A 16605-nucleotide genomic window follows, 5' to 3' on the forward strand; every position below is an offset into this window, starting at 1 on the left:
TTTTATTGTGAGGTGAGCGGGAATGGGATTCCCGTCTTTTTGGAGAGTCGCTGTGGAACATGACTATGTGTTGCCCGAGGCAGAGCGGGCGGTGTCATTGGCGACACTAGATTCAGTGCCTTGGGGTGTCAAGTAAATGAATGGAGCAATTAAATGGCGTCAAATATGTAGCGGCTTGACGATTGGATCCATGTCATGTGATTAAGCCGAATTGGTAGGCAACCTGTTATTTTTACTGATGATTTTTATTTTTTATTGCGAATTGAACTTTGTATCGGGTTTTAGATAATTCTTAAATGATGACTGGAAAGCTTAAAATGATATAAGTCACCCGCAATCGGCTCAGGAGACAGCATCTTTCATGCTTTGGCGTCTTTCAGGGGCGTGCGTAGTCCGTGGTGCATTGTTTCAAGCGATCCGTATCAGTGCCGCTGCCTTCGCCGAGATCAATATCGCCGTTTGCGTCGAGGTAGATGTGCGTATTTGGCCATTTTGGGATTATGTTGACACAGTGTCGGAGCACATTATTGTCCCACCAGGAGACCTCCATGAAAAACTTCTCACTTGGAAACAAGAAGCCATAATCACGTGTACCGCCCCCAGGCTTCATTTGTCCTTTGAATATCCGGTGCTGTACGTTCCAAATGTATTTAATCTCTTCTTTAGCATGCTTGGTGTAATGAATAGTCACAGTAGGCAACGCAATATCCCAATGGGTGATCGCCAAAAAAACAACTGGGATCCATAGCCACCGCGAGCACCGTTTTATGGTTTCACTTGCCAATGCGGCCACGACTCCTTCCCTTCAGTCACGGGTGTAACGGCAGGCTTCATTGATCAAACCAATACAGACTACTAATTTGACGCATGTCATGGCTTGACCATGTCCCATTGACACTCTTTTAGTCTACCCACATCTACACCGCTAACTTTGCTCATATCGAAGTTGCCGTCCGCATCGAGGAAAATATGCATGTTAGGCCACTTCGGCGTGATGCTGATACAGTGCCAACGCCCGCTCTCGACAGCCCAGGAAAACTCCATGAAAAATTCGGCATCTGGATACAGATATCCGTGGTCGCTGACGGAGCCTCCGGGGGACATCCGCCCCCTGTATATCCGATCTTGGACATTCCATGTGTACCGCAAGCCCTTTACGGCATCCTTGGAGTAATTGACGGTTGCACTGGGTAGAACATAAACATTCCATAGGGCCATCAACTGAAGTACCAGCAGTGGCAGCAGCAGTGGGAAAATCGGAACCCATAACCACCGCAAGTAGCGAGATCGGGACTTATTAACAGGCATGGACACGAATTCCATCGCCCCAGCTCTCGGGTGGAACTGTCAACACTTTATTCATGATCACTTGCGCGGTTATCCCGCCTTTAGGGTACTGATTGGCGAGCTTTATACCGATGCTTATCGACACTCTATCAGCTACATCATCCCACGATCGCAATTCAGTCCAAGGGCTAGCTGTAGGACGAGGGCCGAGGAGCTCTCTCTCCTCTTTTGGCTTTGTTCGTAACTCTTCGATCTTGCGCAGGGCATCTGAAGCGATTTGCTCGGCCCCTGCTCCGTCAAGGAGTAAACTTTCGGAAAGCCCCCCTATTATTCCGACATAACCGTAGTGGATGTTCGACCAAATGTCGTAATAGTAAAGGTACTTCCCCTGCTTATGTCGTACGCCGGGAAATAATTTCCGAAGTTTAGGCTTATGATCCCACTCCATATTTTGCCCCACTTGCTTTGTCCAAATCGCCATCGCCTCTAGCTTTTTCGTTAATGCAATGCCATTGAAATTCGGTGGTCCGGCCAGTCTGGCGTACCAGGGTAACGCGTAGAATCTCCTGGAATCCGCGCCTCTGTCGTAGCTCAACAGCTCTTTCATTTTCAACACGTCTGGATGCTTGATGTTCCTATTCATCTCGCCAGCGATGTAGCTGGCCAGCGCCTCCATTTGGTCTGGATGGTTACAGACTTTGCTTCCACCAAGATCACCGAGTGGGTTAGCGACTTTATCTGCCAGCTTCAGATCAACTACCTGGGGCCTGGTTATAAAGCTGTTAGCAGCCGGAGTCGCCGGTGAGCTTGCGACCCTGGTGGCCCGCTGCGCAGAGTCAGCCTTGTTTTGATACGTAGCGGTGAGCACCGAGGGAATCAGCTCGGCCTTGCAAGGGCAGGTGCTGTAGCTATCCAGTGTGCCCGCCACTCGCTTTCCATGACTGATAACGTGCGAAACGCCACCGACGATCCGATACGTCTCCCCGTCCTCTCCACACGTGACCCGATCATCTTCGCAGGCGTGGGCAACGCCAAACATCATGACTCGAGTGTCACCATCCAGAACCTTGCCACCACAGCTGGTTCGGTCATTCAAGCCGATGAAATGTCCTTCTTTCATTGAATTCCCACTCCGTTACTTGCGGCCGAGCCCGGAAAGTTTACGAAGATGGGTTGTGATCGCCACACAATGAAACAAGGGTTGTCCAGACTACGCAGATACTCTGGGGGATATGAGGGCTGCAAGCGTGCATTCATTTCAAACTCCTTATCCTTGGAAGGTGTTTAGAAATGATGCAGCGGACGCTGACAGCGTTGCGACTGCCACGGCGAGGTCAAAAAGACGATTCAGACGTTTCGTCAAACCGAACAGTCTTTTTCCTACAAAAATGTTTTTATTTGCAAAGAAAAGTCTGAAGGACGCACAAACAAAAACGCCCCGACCAAGGTCGGGGCGTTTTCACGTGCAGCTAAAGGAGCTTAGCGCGGGAAAGCTGGCGGGTTTACACCGGCCATGTCTTCCATCACGCGAACCACCTGGCAGCTGTAACCGAATTCGTTGTCGTACCAGACGTACAGTACAACGCGGTTATCCTGGGTGATGGTCGCTTCAGCGTCCACGACGCCTGCGTGGCGCGAGCCAACGAAGTCGGTGGAAACCACTTCCTGCGAATTGACGTAGTCGATCTGCTTGTGCAGGTCCGAGTGCATGGCCATCTGGCGCAGGTACTCGTTGATCTCTTCGCGGGTGGTGGCCTTTTCCAGGTTCAGGTTCAGGATGGCCATCGACACGTTTGGCGTAGGAACGCGAATCGCGTTGCCGGTCAGCTTGCCCTTGAGCACTGGCAGTGCCTTGGCGGCTGCGGTGGCGGCACCGGTCTCGGTGATTACCATGTTCAGCGGCGCGGCGCGGCCACGACGGCTGCCCTTGTGGAAGTTGTCGATCAGGTTCTGGTCGTTGGTGAACGAGTGAACGGTTTCGACGTGGCCGTTGACGATGCCGAACTTGTCATTCACAGCCTTCAGCACCGGCACGATGGCGTTGGTGGTGCAGGAAGCGGCCGAGATGATCTTGTCGTCAGGGCTGATGTCGCCATGGTTGATGCCGTGCACGATGTTCTTCAGTGCGCCCTTGCCAGGTGCGGTGAGGATCACGCGGGCAGCGCCCGGGCAGGCCAGGTGCTGGCCCAGGCCGTCGGCGTCACGCCATACACCGGTGTTGTCGACGATCAGTGCGTTCTCGATGCCGTACTGGGTGTAGTCGACTTCGGTCGGGCTCTTGGCGTAGATAACCTGGATCAGGTTGCCGTTGGCGGTGATGGTGTTGTTGGCTTCATCAATGGTGATGGTGCCATCGAACGGGCCATGAACCGAGTCGCGACGCAGCAGGCTGGCACGCTTGACCAGGTCGTTCTCGGCGCCCTTGCGCACGACGATTGCGCGCAGGCGCAGGCCGTCGCCGCCACCGGTTTTTTCGATCAGGATGCGCGCCAGCAGACGGCCGATACGACCGAAGCCGTACAGGACAACGTCGGTGCCTTTGCGGGCGGAAGCGTTCTGCTGGCCAACCACGTCGGCCAGTTCTTCACGCACGAACTGCTCGGCAGTACGGCCATTGCCTTCAGCCTTGAACTTGGCTGCCAGCTTGCCCAGGTCTACCGAAGCGGCGCCGAGCTTGAGCTCGCTCATCGCCTTGAGCAGCGGGAATGTTTCGTGGACGGACAGCTCGGTATCGTCGGTTTGACGGTGACGAGCAAAGCGGTGAGCTTTGAGAATCGCAATGACTGAACGATTGATCAGGCTGCGGCCATAGATCGAGCTCACCACATTGTTATTGCGGTAAAGCTGACCGATAAGCGGAATCATCGCTTCTGCGAGTGCTTCACGGTCGATCCATTCACCAAGACACTGGTCGGGCTTCTGAGTCACGGGAACCTTCCACATGTAGGGGCAGAAAAAAGGGGCTACATTATGCCGCCGCGCGCCTCGTGTAGCAATGCGCGCTTGTCGCACCGCCAGTAACAAAATCCCTTTCAAAAAAATCGCGCACCGCTGAAACCCAATGAAACCGGGGCCTCCAGCTTCGTCAATTTTTTGGGGACAGCGCAACCTTATCCGTAACCATCCGTAACACCGGTTGGTTTTGCCACTACATAATCGCTAATTTCCGGTAAAAAACACCGCGATTTTGTCTTTACCACTACATTTTTCCTTACCCGCGTAATAGACACATCTGCGACTGACAGCCGGCACCCGGGACCGCTACAATTACCGACTTTGTCGCAACGCTTGGAGCTCAACCTTCCGTGCCCGTTCTGCGTCTACCGCTTCTCCCTGCCGCGGCAGGTAAACAGCACTGGGGCAACCTGCCCGGTGCCGCCCTGAGCCTGGCCATCGCCGAGGCCGCCAGCGCTGCCAAGCGCTTTACCCTGCTGCTCACAGCCGACAGCCAAAGTGCCGAACGACTGGAACAGGAGCTGGGTTTCTTCGCCCCGGATTTGCCCGTGCTGCATTTCCCCGACTGGGAAACCCTGCCCTACGACCTGTTCTCGCCGCACCAGGACATCATTTCCCAGCGCATTTCGGCGCTTTATCGATTGCCGGAACTGAGTCATGGCGTGCTGGTGGTGCCGATCACCACTGCGCTGCACCGCCTGGCGCCGACCAAATTTTTGCTCGGCAGCAGCCTGGTCCTGGACGTCGGCCAGAAGCTAGACGTCGAGCAAATGCGCACCCGCCTCGAGGCCACAGGCTATCGCTACGTCGATACCGTGTACGAACATGGCGAATTCACCGTGCGCGGCTCCTTGATCGACCTGTTCCCGATGGGCAGCAAGCTGCCTTACCGGATCGACCTGTTCGACGACGAAATCGAAACCCTGCGCACCTTCGACCCGGAAAACCAGCGCTCCATCGACAAGGTCGATAGGGTCAAGCTGCTGCCGGCCAAGGAATTCCCGCTGGAGAAAGAAGCCGTCACCCGCTTCAAGGCACGGTTTCGCGAGCGCTTCGATGTCGACTTCCGGCGCTGCCCGATCTTCCAGGACCTGAACAGCGGGATTACCCCCGCCGGCATCGAGTACTACCTGCCGCTGTTCTTCGAAGAAACCTCGACGCTGTTCGATTACCTGCCTCAGGACACGCAAGTGTTCTCGTTGCCAGGCATCGAGCAGGCCGCGGAAAATTTCTGGAACGACGTGCGCAATCGTTATGAAGAGCGGCGCGTCGATCCTTCGCGTCCTTTATTACCGCCTGCCGAGTTGTTCCTGCCAGTAGAAGACTGCTTCGCCCGCCTGAAAAACTGGCCGCGAGTGGTCGCCAGCCAACAGGATGTGGAGTCCGGCGCTGGCCGCGAGCGCTTCCCCGCGAGGGAATTGCCGAACCTGGCCATCGAAGCCAAGGCCACCCAGCCGCTGGCGGCGCTCTCGGGTTTCCTCGACGAGTTCCCTGGGCGCGTGCTGTTCACTGCCGAATCCGCGGGCCGTCGCGAAGTGCTGCTCGAACTGCTGGAACGCCTGAAGCTGCGACCGAAGACCGTCGACACCTGGCCGGACTTTGTCGCCAGCAAGGAGCGCCTGGCGATCACCATCGCGCCGCTGGACGAAGGCCTGCTGCTGGATGATCCGGCCCTGGCGCTGGTCGCCGAAAGCCCGTTGTTCGGCCAGCGCGTGATGCAGCGCCGGCGCCGCGAGAAGCGCGCCGACGCCAACAACGACGCGGTCATCAAGAACCTCACCGAGCTGCGCGAAGGCGCGCCGGTGGTGCACATCGATCACGGTGTCGGCCGCTACCTGGGGCTGACGATCCTGGAAATCGACAACCAGGCCGCCGAATTCCTCACCCTTGAATACGCGGAAAACGCCAAGCTTTATGTGCCGGTGGCCAACCTGCACCTGATCGCCCGCTACACCGGCAGCGACGACGCCCTCGCCCCATTGCATCGCCTGGGTTCCGAGACCTGGCAAAAAGCCAAGCGCAAGGCCGCCGAACAGGTGCGCGACGTCGCGGCTGAATTGCTCGATATCTACGCACGCCGCGCCGCGCGTGAAGGGTATGCCTTCGCCGACCCGAAAGCCGATTACGCCACCTTCAGCGCCGGCTTCCCGTTCGAAGAAACGCCAGACCAGCAAAGCACCATCGAAGCGGTGCGCGAAGACATGCTCGCGCCCAAGCCGATGGATCGCCTGGTGTGTGGCGACGTCGGCTTCGGCAAGACCGAAGTGGCCATGCGCGCAGCGTTCATTGCGGTGCACGGCGGTCGCCAGGTGGCGATCCTGGTACCGACCACCCTGCTCGCCCAGCAGCACTACAACAGCTTCCGCGACCGCTTCGCCGACTGGCCGGTGAGCGTGGAAGTGATGAGCCGCTTCAAGTCGGCCAAAGAGGTGAACGCGGCGATCGCCGACCTGGCCGAAGGCAAGATCGACATCGTCATCGGCACGCACAAGCTGCTGTCCGACGATGTGAAAATCAAAAACCTGGGCCTGGTGATCATCGACGAAGAACACCGCTTCGGTGTCCGCCAGAAAGAACAGCTCAAGGCGCTGCGCAGCGAAGTCGACATCCTCACCCTGACCGCCACGCCGATTCCACGCACGCTGAACATGGCCGTGTCGGGCATGCGCGACCTGTCGATCATTGCCACCCCGCCGGCCCGTCGCCTGTCGGTGCGCACCTTCGTCATGGAGCAGAACAAGAGCACGGTTAAAGAGGCCCTGCTACGTGAGCTGCTACGCGGCGGCCAGGTCTATTACCTGCACAACGACGTCAAGACCATCGAGAAATGCGCCGCCGACCTCGCCGAGCTGGTGCCGGAAGCGCGGATCGGCATCGGCCACGGGCAGATGCGCGAGCGCGAACTCGAACAGGTGATGAGCGACTTCTACCACAAGCGCTTCAACGTGCTGATCGCCTCGACCATCATCGAGACCGGCATCGACGTGCCGAGCGCCAACACCATCATCATCGAGCGCGCTGACAAGTTCGGCCTGGCGCAGTTGCACCAGTTGCGCGGCCGGGTCGGTCGCAGTCACCACCAGGCCTACGCCTATCTGCTGACGCCACCGCGCCAGCAGATCACCGCGGACGCGGAAAAGCGCCTGGAAGCGATCGCCAACACCCAGGACCTCGGCGCGGGCTTTGTGCTCGCCACCAACGACCTGGAAATCCGCGGCGCCGGCGAATTGCTTGGCGACGGCCAGAGCGGGCAGATCCAGGCGGTCGGTTTCACGCTGTACATGGAAATGCTCGAGCGCGCGGTGAAGTCGATCCGCAAGGGCGAACAGCCCAACCTCGATCAACCGCTGGGCGGCGGTCCGGAAGTCAACCTGCGCGTACCGGCGTTGATCCCCGAAGACTATCTGCCGGACGTCCATGCCCGCCTGATTCTCTACAAGCGCATCGCTTCGGCCACCGACGAGGACGGCCTCAAGGACCTGCAGGTCGAGATGATCGACCGTTTCGGCCTGTTGCCCGAGCCGACCAAGAACCTGATGCGCATCACCGCACTGAAATTGCAGGCCGAATTGCTGGGCATCAAGAAAGTCGACGGCGGCCCGCAGGGTGGTCGAATCGAATTCGCGACACAAACCCCGGTCGACCCCCTGACCCTGATCAAGTTGATCCAGAGCCAGCCCAAGCGCTACAAATTCGAAGGCGCGACGATGTTTAAATTCCAGGTCCCGATGGAGCGCCCGGAAGAACGCTTTAATACTGTAGAGGCGCTGTTTGAGCGTCTTATCCCGAAAACTGCTTGAAGGACGCCGCATGCGCCTGTTTCGCTCACTGACCTTGTTGATAACCCTGGTCGCCCCTTCGGTGTTTGCCGATGACCTGTATCAGATTGAAATGATTCTGGTGCGGCAGAATGCCGTGCCGGCGATTATCAGCCGTGCCGCGCCGGAAGACTGGGCCGCAGGCGCGCAAACCGTCAGCCCTGACAGCCTGCGCACGCCGAGCCTCAACAACGAAGTGGAAAAACTCACCGCCAGCAATGAATACAGCGTGCTGCTGCACAAGGCGTGGCAGCAGACGCTCGGCGAGACACCGGTCAAGGTGGCGGTCAGCGACGGCAAGGAACAGTACGGCCAGTACCCGATCGAAGGCACCCTGAACCTGACGCTGGGACGCTTCACCGATGTAGATGCCGATTTCTGGGTCAACCAGTTCAACGAAGACGGCCTGGTCACCGCCAGCGAACACCTGAAACAGGAAAGCCATACCAAGAACGGCCAGCTCAATTTCCTCGACAACGGCCACCTGGGCCTGCTGATCAAGATCACCTCATTGACGGCGCCCGCTCCCCGGGAAGCCCCTGAAGTCGTCCCGGACTGATCGAGCCCCCCATGTCCGCGACCCTGAGCAAACCCCTGGCACCTTCCTGGGTCAGCCGATTCAAGGAACAGAGCCTGGAGCGCGGTCGCCGGTATGCCCTGGAGAATCGCGTCAGGATCGTCGAGGTCGGCGACGCGACGATCACCGCGGCGTGCGAAGGCTCTGGCGGTAACGTTTACCGTCAGACCATTCGCCTGCGCGAGTCGGCCAAAGGCACCTTGCTGATGGTCGATGCCACCTGCTCCTGCCCGGTGCACAGCAACTGCAAACATTGCGCAGCGGTGCTCCTGCAAATCCAGGAAACCCTCGACTACCCCGCCGCCGCCAAAGACGCCGAACTCCTGGAAAAACTCCAGGCGGTGCTGGAAAACCGCAGCCCCAAGGCACCACCGCAAGTGCTGGTGGACAACGTGCAACCGGTACCGCGCCTGTGGCTGGCGAGCATTGAGTTCAGCGCCTTCGAACCGCGCAACGGGCGGATGCAGCGTTACATCCAGCATCGCGCGGCGTTGTCTTTCGGTTACCTGGACGAGTACGTTTCAGGCCAGAAGAATGCCGACATCCTGATTCGCCAGGAGACCCAGACACTGCGGATAAAACGCCACCCGGACGTCGAACAGTCCTACCGGGAGCAGCTGCGAATCCTCGGTTTCAAGATCGCCACCCGGCAAAGCAAGGCCCTGCCGGAAAGCGCTGGCGAACTGTTCGAGATGGTCAACGACAGCGCCTGGCTGACCTTCACCCTCAATGAGTTGCCAAAGTTGCGCACCCAGGGTTGGGAGCTGCAAATCAACGAAGACTTCGGCTTCGACCTGACTGCCGTGGACGACTGGTACGCCACGGTCGAACAGGTTCCGGAGCGCGACTGGTTCGACCTGGAGCTGGGGATCATCGTCAATGGCGAGCGGTTGAGCCTGTTGCCGATCCTGTTGAACCTGATGCGTTCCCACACCGAACTGCTCAATCCGGAACGCCTCGCTCGCCGGCGCGACGACGAGCTGATCCTGGTCAACATACCCAGCCGGCCGAACGCCGAGCACGGCCCCCTGCAAGTCGCCCTGCCCTTCGGCCGCCTGAAACCGGTATTGGCGACGCTTGGCGAGTTTTACCTTCAAGAACCTGGCGAAACCACGCTGCGCCTGAGCAAGGCCGACGCCACGCGTCTCAACTCGCTGGAAGACCTGCCACTGCTCTGGGAAGGTGGCGAGCAGATCCGCAGCTTTGCCCAACGCCTGCGCGACATCAAGGACTACACCGCCTCGGCGCCGGACGGCCTGAACGCGACACTGCGCCCCTATCAGCTCGAGGGCCTGAGCTGGATGCAGTCGTTACGCCAACTGGAAGTCGGCGGCATCCTCGCGGACGACATGGGCCTGGGCAAAACCCTGCAGACCCTGGCGCACATCCTCAGCGAGAAAAACGCCGGTCGCCTCGATCGCCCCTGCATGGTGGTGATGCCCACCAGCCTGATTCCCAACTGGCTCGACGAAGCGGCGCACTTCACTCCGCAACTCAAGGTACTGGCACTGTACGGCGCCAGTCGCAAAAAACATTTCGACAACCTCGCCGATTACGACCTGATCCTGACCACCTATGCCTTGCTGCCCAAGGACGTGGAACGCCTGGCGGCGCAGCCCTTGCACGTGCTGGTACTGGACGAAGCGCAATACATCAAGAACCCCAACAGCAAGGCCGCCCAGGCTGCCCGTGAGCTCAATGCCCGCCAGCGCCTGTGCCTGAGCGGCACGCCACTGGAAAACCACCTGGGCGAACTGTGGTCACTGTTTCACTTCCTGCTGCCGGGCTGGCTCGGCGACGTCAAAAGCTTCAACAGTGATTACCGGGTACCCATCGAAAAGCGCGCCAGCGAAGTCAGGCTTCAACACCTCAACAGCCGGATCAAACCCTTCCTGCTGCGTCGCACCAAGGAACAGGTGGCAACCGAGTTGCCGCCGAAAACCGAGATCATCCACTGGGTCGAACTCAACGAAACCCAGCGCGACCTGTACGAAACCATGCGCCTGGCCATGGACAAGAAAGTCCGCGACGAAATCACCCGCAAGGGCGTGGCACGCAGCCAGATCATCATCCTCGAGGCGCTGCTCAAGCTGCGCCAGGTGTGTTGCGATCTGCGCCTGGTCAATGAAGCCACCCTTCCGGCGCGGGGCAGCACCTCGGGCAAGCTCGACAGCCTGATGGAAATGCTCGAAGAGCTGTTCGAGGAAGGCCGCAAGATTCTATTGTTCTCGCAGTTCACCTCAATGCTGGCATTGATCGAAGAAGAACTGAACAAGCGCGGCGTGCCCTACGCGCTACTGACCGGACAGACCCGCGACCGTCGTACACCGGTGAAGGAATTCCAGAGCGGCAAGCGTCAGATTTTTCTCATCAGCCTGAAGGCCGGTGGTGTTGGCCTGAACCTGACGGAAGCCGATACCGTGATCCATTACGACCCCTGGTGGAACCCGGCAACGGAAAACCAGGCCACCGACCGCGCCTATCGCATCGGCCAGGAAAAGCCGGTGTTCGTCTACAAACTGATCGCCCGCGGCACGGTGGAAGAGAAGATCCAGCACCTGCAGAAGGAAAAATCCGACCTGGCGGCGGGCGTGCTGGATGGACGACAGGCCGGGGACTGGAAGTTGCAGAGCGATGACATCGAGGCGCTGTTTGCGCCGTTGCCGGATAAGCTGGAGAAGCGTTAAAGTTTGCAGCGCCTGACAAATAGTCTTCGCGAGCAGGCTCGCTCCCACAGGAATGTCACCGAACCTGTGGGAGCGAGCCTGCTCGCGAAGGGAGCGACTCGGTATATCGGCTAGTCAGCCCGGAGCACCCGCGCCAACGTCGACCTCACCCTAACCATCCCCTCTCCTAACGCTCGCTCGATCTCTGTCATGCTGATCACCGATGCCGACTTGCCCGCTGCCGGATTCACCACCAGCGCCAGGCAGGCGTAATCCAGCTGCAGCTCGCGGGCCAGGGCCGCTTCGGGCATCCCGGTCATGCCAACGATGTCGCAACCATCGCGCTCCAGGCGCAGGATCTCGGCGGCGGTTTCCAGCCGCGGACCCTGCATGCAGGCATAGACGCCCCGATCGCTGAAACCCGCGCCTTCGGCCACCAGCGCTGCAATCAAGCGCTGGCGTAGCGATTCGCTGTAGGGGTAGGTGAAATCGATATGGGTCACCGGCTCCAGGTCATCGGCAAAGTAGCTGTGTTCGCGGCCACTGGTGTAGTCGATCAATTGATGCGGCACGCAGAAATGCCCGGTACCCATCGCCCCGTTGATGCCGCCCACTGCGTTGACTGCCAGGATGGCCTCGGCACCGGCCTGCTTCAGCGCCCAGAGATTGGCGCGATAATTCACCCGGTGCGGCGCAAAACGGTGCGGGTGACCATGACGGGCGAGAAACAGCACTTCGCTGCCGGCATATTCGCCAATCTGCACTTCTGCAGACGGCGCGCCGTAGGGAGTGTCCAGCGCCAATGACTGGCGAATCTGCAGGCCTTCCAGCCGGGTCAGGCCGCTGCCGCCGATAATCGCGTAAACCGTCATGGCGCCCCCTTCTCAATCGATAAGTTGTGCATCCCTGAGCGCACCGACGGCCGCCAACCAGCGCGGGTCCTGGCGGTATTCGGTGCTCGCATGCGCCTGGCCGCGCATCCGTGCAATGCGCGCCGACGGCTTGACCTGCAAACGCTGGGCGGCACTCAAGGCCAGTTCGGCGGCTGCGCGGTCGTTGCACACCAGGCCCATGTCGCAGCCGGCGGTCAACGCCGCTTCGATACGGCTGGCGGCATCGCCCACCACGTGGGCACCGGCCATGGACAGGTCGTCGCTGAAAATTACCCCGTCGAACTGCAGTTCGCCCCGCAGGATGTCCTGCAGCCAGCGCCGCGAGAAGCCCGCCGGCTGGGTATCGACCTGTGGATAAATAACGTGGGCAGGCATGACGGCGGCCAGCTGTTTGCTCAACTTGGCGAAAGGCACCAGGTCATGGGCACGAATCTGCTCGAGGCTGCGCTCGTCATTGGGGATCGCGACGTGGGAATCCGCCTCGGCCCAGCCGTGGCCAGGGAAATGCTTGCCGGTGGCGGCCATGCCCGCGCTGTTCATGCCGCGAATGAAAGCACCGGCCAGCAGCGCAGCACGCTGCGGATCCGCTTCGAACGAACGGGTCCCGACCACGGCGCTGCGCTGGTGATCGAGATCCAGCACCGGGGCGAAGCTCAGGTCCAGGCCAACGGCAAGCACCTCGGTGGCCATGATCCAGCCGCACTGTTCGGCCAGGTATTCGGCGTTCGGGTTGTCGGCAATGGCGCGCATCGCCGGCAGGCGCACGAAGCCCTGGCGCAGGCGCTGGACCCGCCCGCCCTCCTGATCCACCGCCAGCAGGAGGTCGGGACGAATGGCGCGGATCGCCGCGCTCAACTCGCGGACCTGGCGCGGATGTTCGATGTTGCGGGCGAAAATGATCAGGCCGCCCACTTCGGGCTGGCGCAATAATTGGCGATCTTCAGCCGTCAGCCAGGTACCGGCGACGTCCACCATCAACGAGCCTTGCAGGCCAGCAGTCATAACAATTCCTTGATAACGATAAACCCGGCTCGCAACGATACGCCGCCCTGGGCTGCACCCGGGAGGTCGGCGATCATCGGTGGGAACGGGTTCAAAACGAGAGTCGGCATGGGCGGCTAGCTTATCGGATGTCAGCTGCCGCGCCCACCCATGAGCGGCTAAACCTTGGCGGCAACCGGTGTCGATTTGCTACGAGGACGCAGTTGCGCGGTGGCCATGGCCGAGTCGGTGACACCGGATTCGGCACGCATGCCGGCTGCCAGGAACGGCACCATCAGGCGCATGACCTGCTCGATGGAGGTATTGACCCCGAAGTCGGTTTCGGCGATGGCGCGCAAGGCCTTGATACCGGACATACTGAACGCGGCCGCACCCAGCATGAAGTGCACGCGCCAGAACAGTTCGATCGGCGGGATGCGCGGGGCAGCCTCGTTGACCAGCAACATGTAGCGGCGAAACACCTTGCCGTACATATCTTCCAGGTAGCGGCGCAAATGCCCCTGGCTCTGGCTGAAGGCCAGTCCGAGCAATCGCATGAAAATGGACAGGTCGTTGCCGCTGCGTGGCTGCACCACCAGGGCTTGCTCGACGAGGATTTCCAGCAATTCCTCGAGCGAAGGCTTGTTATCTGGCTTGGCCTGGCGCCGCTCCAACTCTTTATCGAGGCTGATGCAGAATGGCCCCAGGAAGCGCGAGAAGACGGCCTGGATCAGCGCCTTCTTGGAACCGAAGTGATAGTTCACCGCCGCCAGGTTCACACCCGCTTTGCTGGTGATCAAACGCAACGAGGTTTCGGCGAAACCTTTTTCCGCGAACAACTGCTCGGCAGCATCGAGAATGCGTTCAACGGTTTCCGACTGGGCCATGGCTACTCCGCCTGACAAACACTTGTTTGAAACATACGTTTCAGCCCGTGCGTTGTCAAGTCTGGCAGTTCGTTTCGGGAATGGTCGGTCATGCATTTAACCACACAACCGCAAAGCTTCCATCAGCCGGTTGAGCGACCGTCTGGCGGCGCACAAAAAAAGGGGCATTGCCAAGACCGTTCCACTGTATATAATCCCAGTCACTGTATAAAAAGACAGAGCGATCAATATGCTAAAGCTGACGCCACGCCAAGCCGAGATTCTGGCCTTTATCAAACGCTGCCTGGAAGACAACGGCTACCCGCCGACCCGCGCGGAAATCGCTCAGGAACTGGGTTTCAAATCGCCTAACGCGGCAGAAGAACACCTCAAGGCGCTGGCCCGCAAGGGCGCGATCGAGATGACTCCGGGAGCTTCGCGCGGTATTCGCATTCCCGGTTTCGAGGCCAAGGCCGACGACTCCAGCCTGCCAATCATTGGCCGCGTCGCGGCTGGCGCGCCGATCCTCGCCCAGCAACACGTTGAAGAGTCCTGCAACATCAACCCTGCGTTCTTCCACCCACGCGCCGATTACCTGCTGCGCGTGCACGGCATGAGCATGAAGGATGTGGGTATCTTCGACGGCGACCTGCTGGCCGTCCACACCACCCGCGAAGCCCGCAACGGCCAGATCGTGGTTGCGCGAATCGGCGACGAAGTCACCGTCAAGCGCTTCAAGCGCGACGGTAGCAAAGTCTGGTTGCTGGCTGAAAACCCCGAGTTTGCCCCTATCGAAGTGAACCTGAAAGATCAGGAACTGGTGATCGAAGGCTTGAGCGTCGGCGTCATTCGCCGTTAAAGGAGGCTTTATGCAGTTCCCCTACACATCACAGCAAGCACAACTGCCGCTTCAGTTCGAGGCATTCATGGCACAGCCAATGGCGCCAATCCTGAAGGAAGTGGAGTCGCCCTGGAGCGCCGAACCCGAAGTGTTCAGTGAACTGTCTTTGCGTGGTGCAGCCGGGAACTGCCTGAACCTTCTGGCGCCGATCCTGCGCGAGCTCAGCCAGGACCAGGATGCTCGCTGGCTGACCCTGATCGCCCCGCCTGCCAGCCTGACCCAGGCCTGGCTGAGGGATGCCGGACTCAATCGCGAACGCATCCTGCTGCTACAACCCCGTGGCGCCCAAAGCGCCCAGCAACTGACTTGCGAAGCCCTTCGCCTTGGTCGCAGCCACACAGTGGTCAGCTGGCTCAACCCGTTGAGCAAAATCTCACGGCAACAACTGATCAGCGCCGCCCGGACCGGGGACGCTCAAAGCCTGAATATTCGACTGGGTTAACGGCACACGCTGAACGCGAGGGGCTTCTGCAAGGATAGAGAAGCCTATTGAAGGCAGTGCCGGAAAAACCGACAGGCGGAGATCAATGAAGGACCCGCGGCCCCTCTTCCTTCTCGAATTCACCTTCAACCATACGTCCCGCCATCTGCACACCGACGCTCAACATCGCCTTGGCGACTTCCACGTGCTGGCCTTGCAGGAACGCCTTGGCATCCTCGGAGAAATCCAAAGTAACCAGAGAACCCTCGTCCTCTGCCCTGCGCAGTTCGATTCGGCCGTCTGGTAACTCGACAATTTCTAGAAAGGACGTTGGCATAAAGGTCTGTTCTCCACGGAAGGCGAGCATTATATAGGCATCAGCCAAGCTTCGCTCGGGATCTTGACCAGATACCCTTGCAAAAATGACTCGGCAGCCGAGCAAACAACCCCAAGGGTCGCCTGCTGCGCTGTTTAGTTGATCAGCACTCGTTCAAGCCTTCGCGAAAACGGATGGCCAGGCTTTTCAGGTTTTGCCGCCAGCTCTCCAGCTCCTCGCGACCCAGCTCCTGAGGTGCCTCTTCTTCATCGAGATTTACCGCCACGATCAACGGCTGCGTCACATCACCTTTAGGCTTGCGCGGCGCTCGAGGCGGCTGGAACAACGCAGCATGGGCAGCCAGCAACTTGGCCAGCCAGGTTTCCGGGTTGTTGGCCAGCTCGACCATCTCGGCCATTTCCGGAATGGCGATACTTTCCAGCACTTCGCGGGTCAGCAACGATTCGGCCCGGGAAGCATTAGCCTGGGGCAAACGATAGAAACCGGCGATTTCGTGACACAAGCCCAACAAGGCTCCGTAGAGATGAAACAACGCCGATTCTCGCTCCGCCTGGATCAGCGCCAAGGCATTCATCGCCCGCCCCTGTTCGGCCTTGGCGAGCGCTTCCAGCGACAGGCCGGCGAAATAAATCTTCTGGTTGGTACGGGTATAGAGTTCGTGGGCCATGACGGCAGCCTCCACAACGAAATAATTGCTTCACGCAGGTCAGACAGTGTCGTGGATCAACTCCTTCTCCCGCAAGCATTGTCTGATCCCGAATGACACTCCCACTCAATAAATTGCCACCATCCTTGTGAATGAAACCGCTCCTTGCAGAAAAAGTGCACCACTCCCGATCAGGGCGGCCGACCCCGCGTCAAAGCCTGTGGGAAATGGTTGTCTGAGTACATATCCATTCCTGC

At 59.2% G+C, this 16605-nt stretch carries 13 protein-coding genes; 5 read left to right on the top strand and 8 right to left on the bottom strand.

Features of this window, described 5'->3' with window-relative positions; all coding sequences use genetic code 11:
* Positions 1-376: 376 nt before the first annotated feature.
* The 3 genes from PG5_RS17700 to PG5_RS17715 all read right to left on the bottom strand — a co-directional run bounded on the left by PG5_RS17700 (position 377) and on the right by PG5_RS17715 (position 4230).
* Positions 377-793, bottom strand: a complete 417-nt coding sequence (locus PG5_RS17700; RefSeq protein WP_256228339.1) for a hypothetical protein — start codon at positions 791-793, stop codon at positions 377-379.
* Between the two features lie 504 nt (positions 794-1297).
* The gene (locus PG5_RS34935) at positions 1298-2407 is read right to left on the bottom strand and encodes a polymorphic toxin type 44 domain-containing protein (RefSeq protein WP_020798494.1); all 1110 of its coding nucleotides are present in this window, start codon (positions 2405-2407) and stop codon (positions 1298-1300) included.
* A gap of 359 nt (positions 2408-2766) precedes the next feature.
* Positions 2767-4230, bottom strand: a complete 1464-nt coding sequence (locus PG5_RS17715) for a glyceraldehyde-3-phosphate dehydrogenase (RefSeq protein ID WP_033043386.1) — start codon at positions 4228-4230, stop codon at positions 2767-2769.
* 362 nt (positions 4231-4592) lie between these two features.
* On the opposite strand from PG5_RS17715, the gene mfd reads away from it, so the two are divergent.
* Genes mfd through PG5_RS17730 form a run of 3 tightly spaced genes read left to right on the top strand, consistent with a single transcriptional unit; the run spans position 4593 to position 11324 of the window.
* On the top strand, positions 4593-8042 hold the full coding sequence (mfd, locus tag PG5_RS17720; RefSeq protein WP_020798496.1) for a transcription-repair coupling factor: 3450 nt from the start codon (positions 4593-4595) through the stop codon (positions 8040-8042).
* A 10-nt stretch (positions 8043-8052) separates the two neighbouring features.
* A complete protein-coding gene (locus PG5_RS17725; RefSeq protein WP_020798497.1) occupies positions 8053-8619 on the top strand; it encodes a CsiV family protein in 567 nt (188 codons plus the stop codon).
* Between the two features lie 11 nt (positions 8620-8630).
* A complete protein-coding gene (locus PG5_RS17730; protein ID WP_020798498.1) occupies positions 8631-11324 on the top strand; it encodes a DEAD/DEAH box helicase in 2694 nt (897 codons plus the stop codon).
* Between the two features lie 110 nt (positions 11325-11434).
* On the opposite strand, the gene PG5_RS17735 is transcribed toward PG5_RS17730, so the two are convergent.
* The 3 genes from PG5_RS17735 to PG5_RS17745 all read right to left on the bottom strand — a co-directional run bounded on the left by PG5_RS17735 (position 11435) and on the right by PG5_RS17745 (position 14064).
* Positions 11435-12175: an S-methyl-5'-thioinosine phosphorylase gene (locus tag PG5_RS17735; RefSeq protein WP_020798499.1), complete on the bottom strand. Its 741-nt coding sequence runs from the start codon at positions 12173-12175 to the stop codon at positions 11435-11437.
* A gap of 12 nt (positions 12176-12187) precedes the next feature.
* Positions 12188-13198: a beta-N-acetylhexosaminidase gene (gene nagZ, locus PG5_RS17740; protein ID WP_020798500.1), complete on the bottom strand. Its 1011-nt coding sequence runs from the start codon at positions 13196-13198 to the stop codon at positions 12188-12190.
* Between the two features lie 158 nt (positions 13199-13356).
* A complete protein-coding gene (locus tag PG5_RS17745) occupies positions 13357-14064 on the bottom strand; it encodes a TetR/AcrR family transcriptional regulator (RefSeq protein WP_020798502.1) in 708 nt (235 codons plus the stop codon).
* A gap of 229 nt (positions 14065-14293) precedes the next feature.
* Between PG5_RS17745 and lexA the strand changes: the two genes are divergently transcribed.
* Both lexA and sulA read left to right on the top strand, forming a co-directional pair.
* Complete coding sequence (lexA, locus tag PG5_RS17750; RefSeq protein WP_008064450.1) at positions 14294-14902, top strand: transcriptional repressor LexA; 609 nt, start codon at positions 14294-14296, stop codon at positions 14900-14902.
* 10 nt (positions 14903-14912) lie between these two features.
* Positions 14913-15386 (top strand): SOS-induced cell division inhibitor SulA, encoded by a 474-nt coding sequence (gene sulA / locus PG5_RS17755; protein ID WP_020798503.1) that lies wholly within the window; start codon positions 14913-14915, stop codon positions 15384-15386.
* Between the two features lie 82 nt (positions 15387-15468).
* Here the strand turns inward: sulA and PG5_RS17760 are convergent, their stop codons facing one another.
* Both PG5_RS17760 and PG5_RS17765 read right to left on the bottom strand, forming a co-directional pair.
* Positions 15469-15702: a hypothetical protein gene (locus PG5_RS17760; RefSeq protein ID WP_008064452.1), complete on the bottom strand. Its 234-nt coding sequence runs from the start codon at positions 15700-15702 to the stop codon at positions 15469-15471.
* A gap of 142 nt (positions 15703-15844) precedes the next feature.
* A complete protein-coding gene (locus PG5_RS17765) occupies positions 15845-16369 on the bottom strand; it encodes a DUF6586 family protein (RefSeq protein WP_020798505.1) in 525 nt (174 codons plus the stop codon).
* Between the last annotated feature and the right edge of the window lie 236 nt (positions 16370-16605).

Origin of the sequence: Pseudomonas sp. G5(2012), from assembly GCF_000408945.1 — a bacterium.
Taxonomy (GTDB): Bacteria; Pseudomonadota; Gammaproteobacteria; order Pseudomonadales; family Pseudomonadaceae; genus Aquipseudomonas; species Aquipseudomonas umsongensis.